At 51.1% G+C, this 17,050-nt stretch carries 15 protein-coding genes; 12 read left to right on the top strand and 3 right to left on the bottom strand.

Annotated features, from left to right (window positions below; translation table 11 throughout):
- The first annotated feature begins 61 nt into the window (after positions 1-61).
- The 4 genes from pheS to ACYU8Y_RS15740 all read left to right on the top strand — a co-directional run bounded on the left by pheS (position 62) and on the right by ACYU8Y_RS15740 (position 4,177).
- Positions 62-1,102 carry a phenylalanine--tRNA ligase subunit alpha gene (pheS, locus tag ACYU8Y_RS15755; RefSeq protein ID WP_460938867.1) on the top strand — a complete coding sequence of 347 codons (1,041 nt, stop codon included), beginning with the start codon at positions 62-64 and terminating at the stop codon, positions 1,100-1,102.
- Between the two features lie 94 nt (positions 1,103-1,196).
- Positions 1,197-2,408, top strand: coding sequence for an exodeoxyribonuclease VII large subunit (locus tag ACYU8Y_RS15750; protein WP_460938865.1), 1,212 nt, complete (start codon positions 1,197-1,199; stop codon positions 2,406-2,408).
- 84 nt (positions 2,409-2,492) lie between these two features.
- Positions 2,493-2,681, top strand: coding sequence for an exodeoxyribonuclease VII small subunit (gene xseB, locus ACYU8Y_RS15745; RefSeq protein WP_460938863.1), 189 nt, complete (start codon positions 2,493-2,495; stop codon positions 2,679-2,681).
- 149 nt (positions 2,682-2,830) lie between these two features.
- Positions 2,831-4,177, top strand: coding sequence for a DUF937 domain-containing protein (locus ACYU8Y_RS15740; RefSeq protein ID WP_460938861.1), 1,347 nt, complete (start codon positions 2,831-2,833; stop codon positions 4,175-4,177).
- A gap of 52 nt (positions 4,178-4,229) precedes the next feature.
- Here the strand turns inward: ACYU8Y_RS15740 and ACYU8Y_RS15735 are convergent, their stop codons facing one another.
- Positions 4,230-4,787 (bottom strand): DUF4136 domain-containing protein, encoded by a 558-nt coding sequence (locus ACYU8Y_RS15735; RefSeq protein WP_460938859.1) that lies wholly within the window; start codon positions 4,785-4,787, stop codon positions 4,230-4,232.
- A gap of 153 nt (positions 4,788-4,940) precedes the next feature.
- Here ACYU8Y_RS15735 and ACYU8Y_RS15730 point away from each other — a divergent pair, with 153 nt between their 5' ends.
- The 6 genes from ACYU8Y_RS15730 to ACYU8Y_RS15705 all read left to right on the top strand — a co-directional run bounded on the left by ACYU8Y_RS15730 (position 4,941) and on the right by ACYU8Y_RS15705 (position 12,693).
- On the top strand, positions 4,941-6,023 hold the full coding sequence (locus tag ACYU8Y_RS15730; RefSeq protein WP_460938857.1) for an SDR family NAD(P)-dependent oxidoreductase: 1,083 nt from the start codon (positions 4,941-4,943) through the stop codon (positions 6,021-6,023).
- 66 nt (positions 6,024-6,089) lie between these two features.
- Positions 6,090-7,040, top strand: coding sequence for a tryptophan-rich sensory protein (locus ACYU8Y_RS15725; RefSeq protein ID WP_460938855.1), 951 nt, complete (start codon positions 6,090-6,092; stop codon positions 7,038-7,040).
- 265 nt (positions 7,041-7,305) lie between these two features.
- Positions 7,306-9,927: an ATP-dependent chaperone ClpB gene (clpB, locus tag ACYU8Y_RS15720; RefSeq protein WP_460938853.1), complete on the top strand. Its 2,622-nt coding sequence runs from the start codon at positions 7,306-7,308 to the stop codon at positions 9,925-9,927.
- Between the two features lie 218 nt (positions 9,928-10,145).
- Positions 10,146-10,361: a hypothetical protein gene (locus tag ACYU8Y_RS15715; RefSeq protein WP_460938851.1), complete on the top strand. Its 216-nt coding sequence runs from the start codon at positions 10,146-10,148 to the stop codon at positions 10,359-10,361.
- 136 nt (positions 10,362-10,497) lie between these two features.
- Positions 10,498-12,024 (top strand): FAD-dependent oxidoreductase, encoded by a 1,527-nt coding sequence (locus tag ACYU8Y_RS15710; protein ID WP_460938849.1) that lies wholly within the window; start codon positions 10,498-10,500, stop codon positions 12,022-12,024.
- A 24-nt stretch (positions 12,025-12,048) separates the two neighbouring features.
- The gene (locus ACYU8Y_RS15705) at positions 12,049-12,693 is read left to right on the top strand and encodes a TetR/AcrR family transcriptional regulator (protein ID WP_460938847.1); all 645 of its coding nucleotides are present in this window, start codon (positions 12,049-12,051) and stop codon (positions 12,691-12,693) included.
- A gap of 57 nt (positions 12,694-12,750) precedes the next feature.
- Here the strand turns inward: ACYU8Y_RS15705 and ACYU8Y_RS15700 are convergent, their stop codons facing one another.
- Positions 12,751-13,494 (bottom strand): M48 family metallopeptidase, encoded by a 744-nt coding sequence (locus ACYU8Y_RS15700; RefSeq protein ID WP_460938845.1) that lies wholly within the window; start codon positions 13,492-13,494, stop codon positions 12,751-12,753.
- 291 nt (positions 13,495-13,785) lie between these two features.
- Between ACYU8Y_RS15700 and ACYU8Y_RS15695 the strand changes: the two genes are divergently transcribed.
- Complete coding sequence (locus tag ACYU8Y_RS15695) at positions 13,786-14,187, top strand: Dabb family protein (protein ID WP_460938843.1); 402 nt, start codon at positions 13,786-13,788, stop codon at positions 14,185-14,187.
- A 62-nt stretch (positions 14,188-14,249) separates the two neighbouring features.
- Here ACYU8Y_RS15695 and ACYU8Y_RS15690 read toward each other — a convergent pair whose 3' ends face one another.
- Positions 14,250-15,722, bottom strand: a complete 1,473-nt coding sequence (locus ACYU8Y_RS15690; protein ID WP_460938840.1) for an MFS transporter — start codon at positions 15,720-15,722, stop codon at positions 14,250-14,252.
- Positions 15,723-15,883: 161 nt separating this feature from the next.
- On the opposite strand from ACYU8Y_RS15690, the gene ACYU8Y_RS15685 reads away from it, so the two are divergent.
- Positions 15,884-17,026, top strand: coding sequence for an acetamidase/formamidase family protein (locus ACYU8Y_RS15685; protein WP_460938838.1), 1,143 nt, complete (start codon positions 15,884-15,886; stop codon positions 17,024-17,026).
- Positions 17,027-17,050: the final 24 nt, after the last annotated feature.

The raw sequence follows: 17,050 nt of genomic DNA, 5'->3' as shown, positions 1-17,050 counted from the left end.
GCCCTACGCTCTCCTGAGTTTTGCTTACCTTTGTTAAAGCAAGTAGTGAAACACGTAGCGTATGCTGGATAAAGTAAAAGACCTACACCAGGAAATTAAGCAATTCGACATCAACACGCCGGAGCAACTAGAGTTGTTCCGGATGAAGTTTATCAGCCGTAAAGGGGTTATTACGGAGCTGTTCGAAGGTCTGAAAAGCGTTCCGCAGGCGGATCGGCGGGCGGTTGGGCAGGAGCTAAACGGCCTTAAAAACCTCGCCCAGGAACGATTTGAAACATCTAGTCAACTGGTTGATGAGCAACGGGCCTCAGCGAACAGCGCCCCTCCCGTTGATTTAACCCTGCCAACTATACCGAACCTAACGGGTACACAGCACCCATTGAGCCTGGTTCGGCAGCGAATTATTCAGATTTTCGAACGAATCGGCTTCAACGTAGCCGATGGGCCCGAGATTGAATCGGACTGGTACAACTTTGGCGCGCTCAATTTTCCCGACAATCACCCGGCCCGCGATATGCAGGACACGTTCTTTGTCGAGAAAACCTCGGAAGGGGCGTCATCCGATATGTTGCTGCGTACCCATACGTCCAACGTACAGATCAGGTTGATGGAGCGGCAGAAACCGCCTATCCGATCCATTATGCCGGGGCGGGTATATCGCAATGAAACCATTTCGGCGCGGGCGCACTGCATGTTCCACCAGGTGGAAGGCATTTATATCGACCGAAACGTAGGTTTTAAAGACCTGAAAGATACGCTCTATCATTTCGTAAAGGAGATGTTCGAACCCGGAACGCAGATTCGTTTCCGGCCCTCCTACTTTCCGTTTACCGAACCGAGTGCCGAGATTGACATATCCTGTCAAATCTGCGGAGGTAAAGGCTGTAATATTTGTAAGCATTCGGGCTGGGTCGAAATTGCCGGTTCGGGTATGGTTGATCCACAGGTGATTGCCAACTGCGGCATTGATCCGGAAGAGTATACAGGCTTTGCCTTCGGAATGGGCATCGAACGCATCACGCAGTTGAAATACGTCGTGAACGACCTGCGGCTCTATACCGAAAACGACGTGCGCTTCCTGCGCCAGTTCGAAGGACTTTAACTTAATTTTGAATGAGCGAATGACTGAGTGATTGAATAGCTGGCGCAAACGCTTATTCAATCACTCAGTCATTCGCTCATTCGCTCATTCTAGTATGTCTCCCATTCGCCTTTCTGATTTAGCCTTTACGCTCGAAGCCGTTGTAGACGAAGCATTCGGCCAGAAAGCCGTATGGGTTGTGGCCGAAACCAGCGATATAAAAAATTATCCTGATCGGGGCTACTGCTTTCTGACATTAGTTGAGCGGGATGCCACGGGCGCGTCGGGCCGGGAAACACTGGCCAAACTCGATGCCGCTATCTGGCGGAAGAATTACCACGCGATCAGCGATTTCGAGCGGGCAACAGGCGTAGCGTTTGCCCGAAATATTCAACTGCTGCTGCTGGTATCGGTAGGCTTTAGCCCCGTATATGGCTTGCGGCTCGAAATTCTGAAAATCGACCCCTCCTATACGCTGGGCAATCTCGAACGGGAACGGCAAACGGTACTCGATACGCTGGTTAAGAATCACCCCGATTTGGTTTGGCTCGAAGCCGGGCAGTATATAACCGCCAATCAGCTCCTTCCCCGTCCGGCCGTTATCCAGCGGGTAGCGCTTATTACGGCTCCCAACTCGGATGGCTGGCGCGATTTCCGCCATGAGCTTGCTCAGAATCCATTTGGCTACGATTTTGTCATTGACGAATACCTGACGCAAGTGCAGGGACAGGGGGCCGAGCGGGCTATTTGTGGTCAGCTGGCTCGTATCGACAGCAGTGGTATACCGTACGATGCCGTTGTTATTGTGCGTGGGGGTGGCTCACAACTGGATTTTGGTTCGTTCGACACGTATCTGATGGGGCAGACAGTGGCGGGATTTACCATTCCGATTCTGGCGGGTATCGGTCACGAACGCAACGTAAGCATCACCGATTTACTTTGTCACCAGAGCGTAAAAACGCCCACCAAAGCCGCTGGCTTTTTGATCGACCATAATCGCCAATTTGAAGAAACCTGCCTTCAGTTGCGCGACCGTTTACGCGTGATTGCCCGCGATACGCTGCAGACAGCCCGCGAGGAACTGGACCGTGAAACAGAGCGCCTTCGGTTCGTTTCGCAGACTTATTTTCGCGAATGCCATACGAACCTTACCGAGAAAGCGGTTACCTTACGGCACCTCGACCCATCCAATGTACTCCGTCGCGGTTATGCGCTATTGCTTCGTAATGGCCGAATTTTAACTCAATCAGCGGATGTTCAACCTGGCGAAACGCTTGAGGTGCAGATGCGTGACGGACTGATCACGACTAAAGTTATAGGTTTGTAGAAAGTGCTTACGCGCTTCCATGAACCTTGACGGGTGGCTTTGCTGTAGCTGGCTGCCCTTTCATTTTTTATCTGACGAGAACGAATGACATACCAGGAAGCGTACGACCAGCTTAGCACGCTGGTTTATGAAATTGAAAATGAGGAAGTACCGCTCGATGAGCTACCCGAAAAAATTCGGCTGGCGACTGACTTGATCACCTTTTGTCAGGATCGGCTCCGGGCGGTTGAAACGGAATATCAGGAAGTTATCGAACGACTGCCCAAGCGCTGACATGCGGAATTTATTAATGGCCTATGTGTAACCTTTGCCAAACCTTGCCTAATTTTAACCCCAGGGTCAATATATTAAGGTGCTCAGCGTCGTTTTAGGCTATGAGGTAGTAGACAGCACCATTTTTTGCCTGATCGAGCCGTTATTCTATGAATTTATTTGCCAACCTAACTACTGTTTTCAATCCGGAGGTTTTGTCGCGTATTGCCGATTACATCGACGAGCCAATCGAAAAGACCAGCAAAGCCGTCGATGGCCTTGTGTATACAATTATGGGCGGGCTGATGAAACGCACAACGAGTGAAATTGGCGTCAATCAGTTATATAACCATATTCAGAAGGGCCGTTATGATGGCGCTTCTCTCGAGAACCTGCTCACCGTTCTTCGGGACCCCGCTTATACCAATACGCTTATTACGCAGGGCAATGATGTCATCAGCCACTTACTGCCTGCTATGAAAAGCTCGATTGGCAGCATGATTTCGAGCTATGCCGGTATCCGTAATTCGTCGGCTATTTCGCTGTTGGGCCTCACAACCACCCTGGTTCTGCATGTGCTTGGCAAACAAGTGAAAGATCAAAAACTAGATGCCGATGGCTTGGCGGCTGCCCTTTTTGCTGAACGGGAAACGCTGGTCAGTAAAGTTCCTGAAGAATTTATGCCCCGGCTGGTCGAGAAAGTTGGGCTTCAGCAGATCGTAGCCGGGCTGGCAGCACCCGCCCGGCGTGTTGCCGTCGAATCATCGGGCCGGACAGTTTCTACCGCTACCCGTCCGGCAGTTAGTTATGATCTTACTGACGATTCGGATAACGATAGTGGGGCATTGACCAAATGGGGCGTTGGGGCCCTCATCGCCGTAGCGCTTGCGTTTGGAGGGTATTACCTGTATCAAAATACGCAGAAATATTCAAACGACGGACAAGAATTAACCGACGCTGCGTCTGTGTCGAGCGACACGATTCAAGCCGATACCGTAACCCGATCACTTGCGGTGCCGAAGGAGCCCGTTGCCAAAACAGCCCCAAAAGCAACGTCAGCCGTTTCCGCTTCCCTTTCGGCCGCGCCAGGTAGCACAAGTCTTGCAGCGGCTACTGGCACTGGTAGTCTGGCACAGGAAATGACGCCCTACCTGAGTAATCCGGCCTTACCCAAAGGGCGGGTGTTTCCTTTATCGGGTGTTGCTTTCCAGCCAGGGTCTTTGTCAATGACCCCCGGCTCGCAGGCAACCATCACAGAATTGGCTACCTTATTAAAAACGTATCCTCAGTTGCAGGTATTGCTGGTTGGTTATGCAAACGATGCGCAGGGCGGTTTCACCAATAAAAGCCTATCGTTCAAACGGGTCAATATCTTAAAGCAGCAGCTTGTAACATCCGGTATCAATTTCCAGCGCATCGACGCTATCGGGCGGGGAACAGGCGTTGCAAAAAATGATACGACAGGACCACCCAAACCGACATTGCGTAAAATTATGTTGAAGGTCGTTTCGAAATAGACGATACAAGACAACAAAAACGGCTTCTCTGGCAACGGTGGAGCCGTTTTTATTAGGATGCCTTTCCGGGAAACTTACTAAACACTTTACCCACCGCTTCATTGATCTGGTCGGGCGTCACGCCTTTCTTACTCAATATACTCGATACGGCAGCATCCCATAACAGATTCTCCCGGCGCGCATCAACGATGTGTAAACTGAGCGTTCCTTCCCGATACGTACCAACCGGAACGTCCTGACTTTGCCAGTGATACCGGCGCTGCCCAATGTAGCGCGGGGCTTCGTAAATGGTGGTTGGACGCGTCTGCGTTTTTTCGTTGACAACTGTACCGATATTCACCAGTAGATCTGGCTGGCCTGACGCAGAACCACCCACTTGCCGAAACCCTCGATTAATCATTTCCGCAGCGACAGCCCGCTTTACTTGCTCCATCGTTGCCTGATAAGTGGTGCCGGGGCTTGGGTCAATCCGATTGGTATCCACAAAGGCGAACGTTCGGTACGTCGACCAGTTTGCGGAACTATCCCGTTCATTTTTGACAATCCGGTAACTGGAGCAACCTGCTGCTACTCCCATAAATAGAATAAGAAGACTAACGACTGTTTTCATAACGTCTCAATTTGTAGCGTATGAACGTATTGTAAGCCCATTTTGTGTCAAAAATTTAGACGCTGGCCCACGCCCAAACGGTTGATCATCGAAACAACTTGCGACGGTTGCAGTTCCATAAGGGTGCGTAAACTCCACTAACTAATTACACGTATGAATCCAGAAACAGGAAAAACTGCTCTTATAACGGGGGCTTCCAGCGGAATCGGTCAGGAATTGGCCAAACTCTTTGCACAGGATGGCTACAATCTAATTTTAGTAGGTCGTAGTGACGATAAACTGGATCGACTGGGCGAAGTATTCAAAAGTAATTATGGTACTCAGCACGTTACGGTCATTCATAAAGACCTGGCCCAGGAAGATGCCGCTCAGGACGTCTATGACCAGATAAAAGCCAAAGGCATTACGGTCGATGTCCTGGTCAATGATGCGGGTGTTGGCTTATATGGCCTGTTTGCCACGGATACGGACTGGGAGCGCGAGAAGTCAATGATTCACCTTAACGTGCTGTCGTTAACCCAAATGACGAAGCTGTTCCTGTATGACATGCTGGCTCGTAATGAAGGTAAAATTCTGAATTTGGCTTCCCTACTGTCCATCACGCCTACCCCGTTAATGGCGGTCTATGCAGGCACAAAAGCCTACGTATACAACTTCACCCAGTCGCTGGTAAACGAACTGAAAGATACCAATGTGACGATTACGGCGCTTCTGCCCAATGCGACAGATACCGATTTCTTCAACAAAGCCGACGCCGAGAATACGAAAGTAACCGACGAATTGCAGGATCCCGTTATGGTTGCCAAGGCAGGTTACGATGCGCTCATGGCGGGCAAGCCCAAAATAGTGCCTGGTGGCTTCAAGAATAAATCGTACGAAGTTATGGCCTATGTGGCCCCTCAGGAAACGCTGGCCGCGCTGATGCGCGACAAGATGTCGCAAAAACCTGAGCCCGAAGAAAAAGAAGCATCTATTTCCTTAGCCTGGGGCATTGGGTTCGGCATTGCAGTCATTGCCGGCATTGCCCTGACAATTGGCTACAAAAACACCAGCGACTTTCAGAAAGCCCGCTATCGGTATAAAGCCAAATCATTAGGCGACTCTTTGTCGGATACGCTGTCCTCGGCCTTAAATACAGCCGTGAGTAGCGTTGTTGATGCGTATCAGACGACGAAAGAGAAAGCGCAGAAATTGGCGGACAAGGAAGAGAAAGTACAGGAAGAAGTAGTTGCCTAAACCAGCTAGCCGCACCCGTAAGCATTACGAATGCTTACGGGTGCGAATCACTCCCGCTCAAATATTATGAAAAACTCATCGTTTTGGCGTATTGCAACGGCCGTCTTCGCCGTGGGCAGCATACTTTACACGACGGCATCCAGCAGCCGCTCCCGGCGACAGAGCAGAGAGCGTCATGAAGCCGGTCTGGGAGGTTCTGAATATGAATACGATGTACCGATCGAATATGAAAATGTGTTTGAGAAAAACATGATCGTTCCGGCAGGTTGGTCGTTCGGTGTTGTGTGGTCTACAATCTATTCCGGCCTGGGAGCGCTGATGGTTCATCAGGCATTGCACTCGCAAGAATATAACCCGCGTTATACGAAGGCGTTACCCTGGTGGTGGACGAGCTGGACACTCAATGCTATTTTTGGCCGCTTCTTCTCGCAGAACGATCCGCGAAGCATTGTCATTTCCGATCTTGTTACGAAGTTCAATTTACCGGCAGCTCTGGCCTTGCACCAGAGTCTGGAAATTGGCCAAACAGACGTACCCGCTCCCGAAAAGTATCTTCGTATTCCCGTAAGTCTTTACGCTGGCTGGTTAACTACGGCCACGGTAGTAGGCACCCCTAATACACTACTGACGGTTAATGCCTGGGAGCCAGACGAAGAACGGGACCAACCCATATCTGCCGGTATTCTGATAGCGACGGCTGGCGCGGGTTACCTGATTGCCCGTCGGCTCAACGATCCTTGGTACATGCTGCCATTCGTGGCCGGATTCGGTGGTATTGCGACACGTCAGCTGAAGAAGGAGCCGGTTGTTGGCTGGACAGGTGCTCTTTTGGCGGCTGCCTACGCAGGCTTGCTTGCCTACTGGCTACCCAAAGGTAAATTTCACGAATACGAGCGAATCATCGTCCACGATACCGAAGTAGAGGTGCTGGCCGACCCCGTCGAAACCTGGGAACCGCACAAAACGGCCATTGCCAGAGAACGAATGAAACCCATTGAGGCCGAAGGGCTTGATTAGCTCATCAAAGCCGCTTTACGATTGTAGGGCGGTTTTTTTTATGAGCTAGTTGCTATGATTCATAAGGCCGGGTACTGTCCGAACAGGGACAGGATAAGGCATATACAATTCCTCACTAAAAATATGTCCCATTTTGAGCAATTAATAAGACATTATGGCCTAAAAAACAGGGCTACAGTGCTTTTATACGCCAAAATGTCCGAAAAAACAGCCCGGCCCGCGATTTGTTAGTATACTGTCGTCAAGTAAACTACCCTATACCATCATGGACTTCAAGAATTACACCATAAAAGCACAGGAGGTCGTGCAGAAGGCATCGGAGATCGCCCTGGGCAACGGCCAGCAGGGGATCGAAACCGGTCATTTGCTACAGGCAATTCTGTCGGAAGATGAGAACGTTATTGGTTTCGTCGCCAAAAAAGCGGGAATCAATTTAAAAAATACCAGCGGTGCTCTGGACGCTATCCTGACCACCTACCCCAAGGTTTCGGGCGGAAATGCTAGTGTCTATCTGTCGAATGACACGACTGCGGCCCTCGCTAAAGCCAGTAGTTATACCAAAGAATTCGGCGACGAATTTGTGAGCGTAGAGCTTATGTTTTTGGGACTAATGGCCGGTAAAGACCAAATTGCAACGTTATTGAAAGATGCCGGTTTCAATGAGAAACAAACGAAAGCGGCTATCAACGAACTTAGAAAAGGAAATTCGGTGAAAGATCAGAACGCAGAAGCTAAATATCAATCGCTGGAACGGTTCAGCATCAACCTGAACGAACGAGCCAGAACCGGTAAGATTGACCCGGTCATTGGCCGTGATGAAGAAATTCGGCGGGTGCTGCAAATTTTGAGCCGCCGGACCAAAAATAATCCCATCCTGCTGGGCGAGCCCGGCGTTGGTAAAACGGCCATCGTTGAAGGGCTGGCCCAACGAATCGTGTCGGGTGACGTTCCGGAAAACCTGAAAACCAAAACTATCGTCTCGCTCGATATGGGTCTGCTCATTGCCGGGGCCAAATACAAAGGCGAGTTTGAAGAACGGCTGAAGGCTGTTATCAAGGAAGTTACGGATTCGGATGGGCAGATTATTCTGTTCATCGACGAGATTCACACGCTCATTGGGGCGGGTGCCGGTGGTGAAGGGGCTATGGACGCAGCAAACCTGCTGAAACCAGCCCTGTCGCGTGGTGAATTGCATACCATTGGTGCCACCACGCTGAAAGAGTACCAGAAATACATCGAGAAAGATAAGGCGCTCGAACGCCGGTTCCAGGCCGTGATGGTTGATGAACCGGACATGACTGATGCCATTTCGATTCTGCGCGGTATCAAAGAAAAATACGAACTGCACCACGGCGTTCGGATTAAAGACGATGCGGTCATTGCCGCCGTTGAGCTTTCGACACGGTACATAAGCGATCGTTTTCTTCCCGACAAAGCCATTGACCTGATGGATGAAGCGGCCGCCAAGCTGCGCCTGGAAATGGATTCGGTTCCTGAAGAACTCGATGAACTGAACCGCCGGATCATGCAGTTGGAAATTGAACGCGAGGCCATTCGGCGTGAGAACGACAAGGAAAAAGAAACGCTGCTCAACAAGCAGATCGAAGATCTCAGCGAACAACGTAACGACCTGAAAGCCAAATGGGAATCGGAAAAAGAATCGGTCAACGAAGGCCGGACGCTGAAAGAGCAACTCGATCAGCTTCGTTTTGAAGCCGACCAGGCCGAACGCTCCGGCGATTATGGTAAAGTTGCCGAAATTCGCTATGGTCGTATACCGGAAATTGAAGCGAAGCTTAATGCACTCGCCAAAGAAGGAACTGGGCAGGAGAATTCTGAGCGAATGATGCAGGAAGAAGTTAGCGCCGATGACATTGCCGAAGTAGTTGCGAAATGGACAGGCATTCCGGTATCGAAAATGCTGCAAAGCGACCGCGAAAAACTGCTCAACCTGGAAAAAGAGCTGGGCAAACGCGTAGCAGGTCAGGCAGAAGCCATTGAGGTAGTAGCCGATGCTGTTCGCCGGAGCCGGGCCGGTATGCAGGACCCCAAACGGCCGATCGGCTCGTTTATCTTCCTCGGCACCACGGGTGTTGGTAAAACCGAAGTTGCCCGGACGCTGGCCGAATACCTGTTCAACGATGAGAATGCGCTGGTACGCATCGATATGTCGGAGTATCAGGAACGCCACGCCGTGAGTCGCCTGATTGGTGCACCTCCGGGATACGTGGGCTACGACGAAGGTGGCCAGTTGACCGAAGCCGTCCGTCGGAAACCATACTCCGTTGTACTGCTCGATGAAATTGAAAAGGCACACCCCGATGTCTGGAACATTCTGCTGCAAGTGCTCGACGAAGGACGCCTAACGGACAACAAAGGCCGTGTAGCGAATTTCAAGAACACGATCATCATCATGACCTCGAACATTGGCAGTCACCTGATTCAGGAGAAGTTTACCGAAGATGAAGGCTGGAACCACTCGCTGGTACTGGACGAAGCGAAATCGGCCGTGATGGAATTGCTCAAACAAACCATACGACCCGAGTTCCTGAACCGGATCGACGAGATTGTGATGTTCGAGCCGCTGACGAAGGCCAACATCCGCAAGATTGTAGACATTCAGTTCCGTCAGATCAAGCAGCGTCTGAACGAAAACGGCGTTCAGCTCGATGCTACCGACGAAGTGCTGGACAAATTGGGCGAAGAAGGATTCGATCCGCAGTTTGGTGCCCGTCCGCTGAAGCGGGTATTACAACGCCGGGTACTCAATGAGCTGTCCAAGAGCATTCTGTCGGGCGAAGTCAAAAAAGACTCCGTTGTGCTGATGGAACTCAATAGTGACGGCGAGATCGCCTTTACTAATCTGGATGCGGAAATTGAACTGTAATTAATTAATAATGAAAAGCCCGGTTGCTGCGAAGTAACCGGGCTTTTTTGTTTACATCCATTTAGTAATCTGTAGCGTTTTTGACACTGAAAAGTGCAGCAATGAAAATGGAAACGCTGGTGCTTGTTAAGAAAGTAGTAGTTTAACCGATGAGTATCCATATAATCTGCCATAGAGATTTCAACGAATACTGAATCGTATATCGCAGCCAGCAAGCTATGCCAAAACACGAGTTTAAAGTGAATGACTGGGTAACGCTAGTCGATGAAGAGGCTATAAACGAGCAACAAGCCGTCAACCCCGATATTGACTGGCCTGTACCGGTCATTAGTCAATACGGGGAACGGGTTCACTGCTGGAACAGCAAACGGCGCGAATTTACCATTACCCTCAGCGCCACCGAAATTCGGAAGGTAGAACCACCCAACAGGTGAATACTGACTAGAATTAGGAGGAAGCCAGAATTGCTCAGCCAGTCGATATAAGGGTTGAACTTATGCATTATCCATCACGTTGACTCCTCATATTATTTAATGACTCAATAGTCATTAACTTAAAAAAGGAACGGATATGGCAAAGACAGACATTCTCATTGTTGGGGCTGGCCCCACCGGCTTGGTTCTGGCCTTATGGCTCACCAGGCAAGGACTTCGCGTCAGGATTATTGATAAGAGCAGTGGACCGGGTGAGACTTCGCGCGCTATGGCTGTTCAGGCCCGAACGCTTGAATTCTATCGTCAGCTCAACATGGCCGATGCGGTCGTAGCGGCTGGTTACAAAACCCCGGCTATGAACATGTGGGCACGCGGAAAGCGGAAAGCTCAGATCAAACTGGTTGATGCGGGCAATGATATCTCGCCCTATCCCTTTGTACTGGTCTATCCTCAGGATCGCCACGAGCGATTCTTAGTGGATCGGCTGCAGGCACTGGGAATCGAAGTCGAGCGACAGACCGAACTGGTCTTCTTCGAAGACAACGGAGATAAGGTTACCGCTCTCCTGAAGCATAAAGACGGACATGAAGAAACCTGCGAAGCACTATACCTGGCTGGCTGCGACGGCGCTCGCTCGCCGGTTCGTCACCAAATTGGCAGCGGGTTCGAGGGCGGCACCTACAAACAGTTATTCTATGTAGCCGACGTTTCAGCCAGCGGAATCGAGCCAGGCGGGGAAGCCCATATTGCTTTCGACAAATCTGAATTCGTCTTGATGATGTCCTATGGTCAGCCTGGTCAATACCGATTGATTGGCACTGTTCGTGACGAACGCGCCGAACACCCCGAAAACCTCACGTTCGAGGATGTTGGCCATGAGGCCATAAATGGCCTTCACGTCAAAATCAATAACGTGAACTGGTTCTCCACCTATCGGGTTCACCACCGCGTTACGGATCGTTTCCGCCAGGGCCGTGTCTTTTTGCTCGGCGATGCCGCACACGTACACAGCCCGGCTGGGGGCCAGGGTATGAATACGGGAATTCTGGACGCGATCAACCTAGCCTGGAAACTTACAGCCGTGGTGAAAGGGAAAGCGCCCGATAGTCTGCTCGACAGCTATGAGACAGAGCGTCAGGCATTCGCGCATAAGCTTGTCGAAACTACCGATCGCCTATTCACGTTTGCCACAGCCGAAGGCGGTTTTGCTGACTTTGTACGGACGCGCATAGCTCCCATCTTCGCCAGTATCGCGTATAAAATGGAAGACGTGCGGGAGTATATGTTCCGGGTCGTATCACAAACGACGCTGAATTACCACGAAAGTCCGTTGAGTGTCGGCAAAGCTGGTAGCGTTCAGGGCGGAGACCGGTTGCCCTGGGTACCGCTTCCGGGTGCAGACAATTATGAACCGCTCTCGACAATCGGGTGGCAGGTGCATGTCTATGGCGAACCTTCAGCGAATCTAAACGCCTGGTGCAATCAACATCAGCTCCCACTTCATCGTTTTGTCTGGCAGCCTGAGCACGAGAAAGCCGGACTGGCGAAAGACGCAGTCTATATATTGCGGCCTGACACCTACGTTGCTCTGGCGGACCCGAACGCATCGACAGCAACACTAGAGCGGTATTTTAATGAGCGCGGAATTAATCCAGATGCTTAAGGCTCATGGGGAGAACTAGACGTTATGGACAATAAACCTAAGTGGAATCGGCGTAAGGAGGCACGCCCAACCGAGATTATTGAAGCAGCCATGCAAGTGTTTATCGAACAGGGCTTTGCAGCTGCTAAACTGGACGATGTTGCCAAGCGTGCCGGCATCGTCAAAGGAACGTTGTATCGTTATTACGACACGAAAGAAGACCTGTTTCGGGCAGTCGTGCAGTTTGCGGTCGAGACCCACCTGCAAGCGATCGAACAGGTGGCCAGTGCTTTTCAGGGGTCACTTCGCGAACTCGTACCGACCCTGCTCATACGGGCAGCCGAGGGGATGGGCCAGAGCCATATCCCGGCTCTGGCCCGGCTGGTCATTAGCGAGAGCCGCAGCTTTCCTGACCTTGCCCGCATTTGGCACGACAATATTGTGGCTAAACTGCTTTCGCTGCTAACAAGTCTGATTACCGAAGCACAAGCCCGTGGCGAGGTCCAGTCCGGTGATCCAAAGGTTCACGCGTTCTCGATTGTCGGCCCGATAGTGATGGCGTTACTATTCCATGAGGTACTCGGTACAGCCAGTGACCATGCCCCGGACCTGGGCACCCTTGCCAGACAACATGCAGAAACGGTGCTACGGGGTCTGATGGTCGCGCCCGCTGACTCTTCGAATCCATAGGAAACTTCCGTAAAACCGAGCAAGAAGCGATTAACCCGTTAATCGCTTCTTAGCTGGTTACTTCGCTAACCCATCTCGCCGGGCACGATCGCGGACACGCTGAGCGCGACTCTGGCTATCGGGGTGAGTTGATACAATCGACGCTAGCTTGCCACTCTTCGCCCCGCCGTTCAGTTTGGCAAGTTTCTCAAACGACGTAGCCAGTGCCATCACATTATACCCATTACGCTTCAGGAAATCGTAGCTATAATCATCCGCTTCGGTTTCCTGCTGGCGACTGAATTTGGCACTCATTAAGTAGTCAGCCACATCGCCTAGCTGCGATTGAGCTATCTTTCCTATTGTCCCTGATCGTGAAGCGATCCCTGTGCGAACAGCCGACATTTGAAGGCCTCTCTTCATAGCATCTTTGGAGTCATGGTTGATCACGTGGCCAATTTCATGGCCCATAATCGCGAGTAATTCGTTATCGCTCATAATATCCATCAGCCCCTTGAAAACACGTACGCTTCCATCGGCGGTAGCAAAAGCGTTGACATCAGGCACTTTATACACTTTGTAATTGAGCGGCAAGCCGCCCATAGTCTGGTGGCGACTAACGATCTTGTTCAGACGTAATGTGTAGGGATCGTTGGCCGCAGCTACGGGGTTCTTAGCATCCATTTCCTTGATAGCCTGCCGCGATAGGTCGGCGACCTGAGCGTCAGAAACAGTAGCTGAGCTAACCGCCTGCATTAACGCCTGCATCAGGCTTGGGTTTGTATTTGTCTGAGCCTGGCTCGTGAAGGGTAGCCAGCTCATGGTAGTAATTAATAAGATGACACGTTTCATAAGCTGAGTTTTTGAGTGAATAAAGGGCTATTAATGGTAACAAATTCATTCTATAGACATGTCAAACGCCCAAAAGTTTATTATAAGGATAGAAACAGAGCGCGTTTGTAGTCTTACAAGGTACTATTGACGGCTAGCGATAACCTTACAAACTGCTTTTTCGTACTGATTTTCAGCCGGATTTGCCTAAAGCTAAATCGTTTGGCATTTTTGCTTCCGAAAACAATCGTTTTGTCGCAAATCCAATAACCAGATTAATACATGAAAGAGCAATCGCGGAGAAGCTTCGTAAAAAAGAGTGTTGCGGCCGGGTTAGGCGCCGGGCTTCCATCGGTTACAAGTGCCCCAAAGGAAATATTCGTCCACCATGTTCTGTTTTACTTAAAAAACGCTGGCAGTGAAGCCGATAAAGCCAAGCTGCTGGAGGGCCTGAATAAGCTGGCAAAATGCCCCACCATTAAAATGGTCAACATCGGTACACCCGCAGCGACGAACCGTGAGGTCATTGAGCGGTCTTATACCTACTCATGGCTGTGCTTTTTCGACAGCCCCGCCGATGAGGAAGCTTACCAGAAACACCCTATCCACGATGATTTCCGGAAGAACTACGCGTCACTCTGGGAAAAAGTGGTCATCTATGATTCGATTGGACCGAAGCGATAACCTGATTGTTGAATGGGTGCCCGCAGATTTTCCATTAGCCCCTGCGGGCATCCAATCGAACATCAAGTAGCCAGACCAGCCGTTTGCCCATCGGCAGTCGTGACGGCTGCCGGCTGAGCGGACCTGCCACGCGTTAGCGAAATAAGGGCTCCGGTCAGCACCAGTCCTGCCATCGTGAGGTAGGCATAGTGCATCCCCAAAAGTTGAGCGGCTGTGGCTTCGGGCGTTATTTCGTGCGCCAGTGCATACCGATTGCGGGTACTGTACCAAACGGCAGCGGCCAGCGCAATACCAACTACAAATCCCAGGTTGCGCATAAACGCAATCATGCTGCTGGCAATACCACGTTGTTCCAGCGGGGCCGCATTGAGGGCACTACTACTGTTGGGCGACTGAAATAAGCCAAAACCCAGACTCACCAGTGCACTTCGCCAGACCACGTCTTTCCAGTCCCAGCTGGCATCCAAAAACGAAAAGGCAAAATAGCCGCCTGCCGTCATCAACAAACCAAAACTTGATAACCACCGGGTGCTGACACGGCCAGACAGGTAGCCCCCCAACGGAGCAATAACACTGAGTGTCAACGGGCCCGCTAACAAAATCAGTCCCGCCCGCCCAGGATTTAAGGCTAGTATCTGCTGCAGAAAAAAAGGAATCACAAATAGGTTGCCCCCGGAGGCAATAAATCCGCAGAACGCGGCCAGAATAGCCGCCGTAAAAGGCCGGATACGGAACAGGTTGAGCCGTAACATAGGTTCGCTGACCCGCATTTCCCAGATTAAAAAAAGCACCAGCAGAATACCACCAATCGACAGCAGTCCGATAACAAGTGTATCATCCCAGCCATAACTAGGTTCCGGGCCGAAATCCAGCCCGGTAAGTAAGCTGACAACCCCTACCAGAAATAACCCCGCCCCAACCAGATCGAACCGTTGATTCGTTACTTTAGGACTTTCGGGCAGTATTGTCCAGGCCCGCCAGATGGCCAGCAAGCCAATGGGGACGTTTACGAAGAATATACTCGACCAGCCAAATTTGCCGAGCAAAAAGCCACCGATAACGGGTCCCGCGCTGGAACCAGCGGCTACAATGGAGCCCATCAGGCCTAAAGCCTGTCCCCGCTCCTGAGGAGCAAATGTATCACTGATTATGGCCGGACCCACGGCATAGATCATGGATGCGCCGATTCCCTGAAGCACCCGAAACCCCACCAGCGACCACAAGTTCCAGGCTAGCCCGCAAAGCAGCGATCCCAGCACAAACACGCAGAAACCGGTGATGTACAATTGCCGACGGCCGACCCAGTCCGACAGTTTACCCATAATAAGGAGCGTACTGGTCGTTGTCAGGAGATAACACAAGACGATCCACTCTACACTATCGCCAGCGCCCAGTTCCCGGCGGATAGTCGGCAGGGCAATGTTGACAATGCTACTGTCGAGCGTAGACATGAACGTACCAAACATGATCGTTCCCAGAATAATCCACTTGTTGGGCGCAGACGAAGCACTGGTTGAAACGGGCTGTACAGACACAGAGAAATCAGATTAATTCTGGAACGTAACTGGCTAAATAAGCGGGTTGTTCAGGATACAGACACGTTAATTCAGACTGAATGACGGCTTCGCTACCCAATTGCCCGCCGATTCCCTATCTTACTACGCCTATTCAACAATCTCGTTTCCCATACAACCTCATGAAAACATCCCGGCGTTCTTTTTTACACAAAACTACCCGAAATGGCCTGGCGCTCCTCTCAACAGGCAGTCTGACTGCCGAAGCCGTACTTGATTCCAAAACGGCGAACACTACCGCAGTACACCCGGCTACGACTCCGCTAAAACCCGATCATGTCGTTCGCTCCCTACCCGAGAATATGGTCTGGGGCTATTTCGGGGCAGATGTCCCGCCGGTGTACAAAGTGAAAGATGGCGATGTAGTTGAGATTCAAACCGTCAATCCGTCGGGTGTGAGCCGCACAAATCCGGAAGAGTTTTACACCAAAAATAACTTACCTCTCGACCAGCACGCGCAGGAAGTGATTGCCATTATGAAAAATGTGAAACCCGAGCCGTCGGGTATTCGCGGACATATGCTCACCGGCCCCATTTATATTGAGGGCGCCCAGCCCGGCGACAGTCTTGAAATCCGAATTCTCGATCTAACCTTTCCGGCGGGCTTTGGCGTCAATAGTGTCTGGCCGGGCGGAGGAGGCATTCCAGACGAAGTTAAAACCCGCGAAACATTTGTTTATCGGTATGACGCCAAACGAAAAACGGGCTCGCTGAAAGAAGGTGTCGATATTCCACTCAAGCCATTTATGGGTGTCATGGCCCTGTCACCTCCCGCCGACATGGGCCGCCAGAGTTCAATTCCACCCGGATTTTATGGGGGTAATCTGGATATCAAGCATTTAGTCAAAGGCACGACCTTATACCTCCCCGTCTCGGTACCGGGCGGGCTGTTCACAACCGGCGATGGACACGGCGCGCAGGGCAACGGTGAAGTGAGTGGCGTGGCTATAGAAACCGCCATCAACCTCACCGTCAAATTCATTGTTCACAAAGGTAAAACGCTGAAACAGCCTCGGGCCGAAACGCCAACCCACTTTATTGCCGTGGGTCTGGATAAAGATCTGAACAAGGCGATGAAAAATGCGCTCTCGGAAGCCTGCGCCTTTATAAAGGATGAACTGGGCTTTACGTTTAACGAAGCGCTGTCCATTGCCAGCACCGGTGTCGATTTTGAAGTTAGTCAGGTAGTGGATCAGACATTGGGCGTTCATGCCATGATCCCTAAGTCGATATTCACCAAGAAGAAATTTGCGTATTGGTCCTAGCGTAACGCGGACGTTTTGTCCGCG

The sequence above is a fragment of the Spirosoma humi genome, from assembly GCF_054776575.1.
Note: the sequence above shows the minus strand (reverse complement) of the source record. Positions and strands in the feature narration are given on the sequence as shown.

Bases quoted from the DNA above. Each gene is read 5' to 3' on its own strand.
- pheS (WP_460938867.1), top strand. From the start codon at position 62: ATGCTGGATAAAGTAAAAGACCTACACCAGGAAATTAAGCAATTCGAC.
- ACYU8Y_RS15750 (WP_460938865.1), top strand. From the start codon at position 1,197: ATGTCTCCCATTCGCCTTTCTGATTTAGCCTTTACGCTCGAAGCCGTT.
- xseB (WP_460938863.1), top strand. From the start codon at position 2,493: ATGACATACCAGGAAGCGTACGACCAGCTTAGCACGCTGGTTTATGAA.
- ACYU8Y_RS15740 (WP_460938861.1), top strand. From the start codon at position 2,831: ATGAATTTATTTGCCAACCTAACTACTGTTTTCAATCCGGAGGTTTTG.
- ACYU8Y_RS15735 (WP_460938859.1), bottom strand. From the start codon at position 4,787: ATGAAAACAGTCGTTAGTCTTCTTATTCTATTTATGGGAGTAGCAGCA.
- ACYU8Y_RS15730 (WP_460938857.1), top strand. From the start codon at position 4,941: ATGAATCCAGAAACAGGAAAAACTGCTCTTATAACGGGGGCTTCCAGC.
- ACYU8Y_RS15725 (WP_460938855.1), top strand. From the start codon at position 6,090: ATGAAAAACTCATCGTTTTGGCGTATTGCAACGGCCGTCTTCGCCGTG.
- clpB (WP_460938853.1), top strand. From the start codon at position 7,306: ATGGACTTCAAGAATTACACCATAAAAGCACAGGAGGTCGTGCAGAAG.
- ACYU8Y_RS15715 (WP_460938851.1), top strand. From the start codon at position 10,146: ATGCCAAAACACGAGTTTAAAGTGAATGACTGGGTAACGCTAGTCGAT.
- ACYU8Y_RS15710 (WP_460938849.1), top strand. From the start codon at position 10,498: ATGGCAAAGACAGACATTCTCATTGTTGGGGCTGGCCCCACCGGCTTG.
- ACYU8Y_RS15705 (WP_460938847.1), top strand. From the start codon at position 12,049: ATGGACAATAAACCTAAGTGGAATCGGCGTAAGGAGGCACGCCCAACC.
- ACYU8Y_RS15700 (WP_460938845.1), bottom strand. From the start codon at position 13,494: ATGAGCTGGCTACCCTTCACGAGCCAGGCTCAGACAAATACAAACCCA.
- ACYU8Y_RS15695 (WP_460938843.1), top strand. From the start codon at position 13,786: ATGAAAGAGCAATCGCGGAGAAGCTTCGTAAAAAAGAGTGTTGCGGCC.
- ACYU8Y_RS15685 (WP_460938838.1), top strand. From the start codon at position 15,884: ATGAAAACATCCCGGCGTTCTTTTTTACACAAAACTACCCGAAATGGC.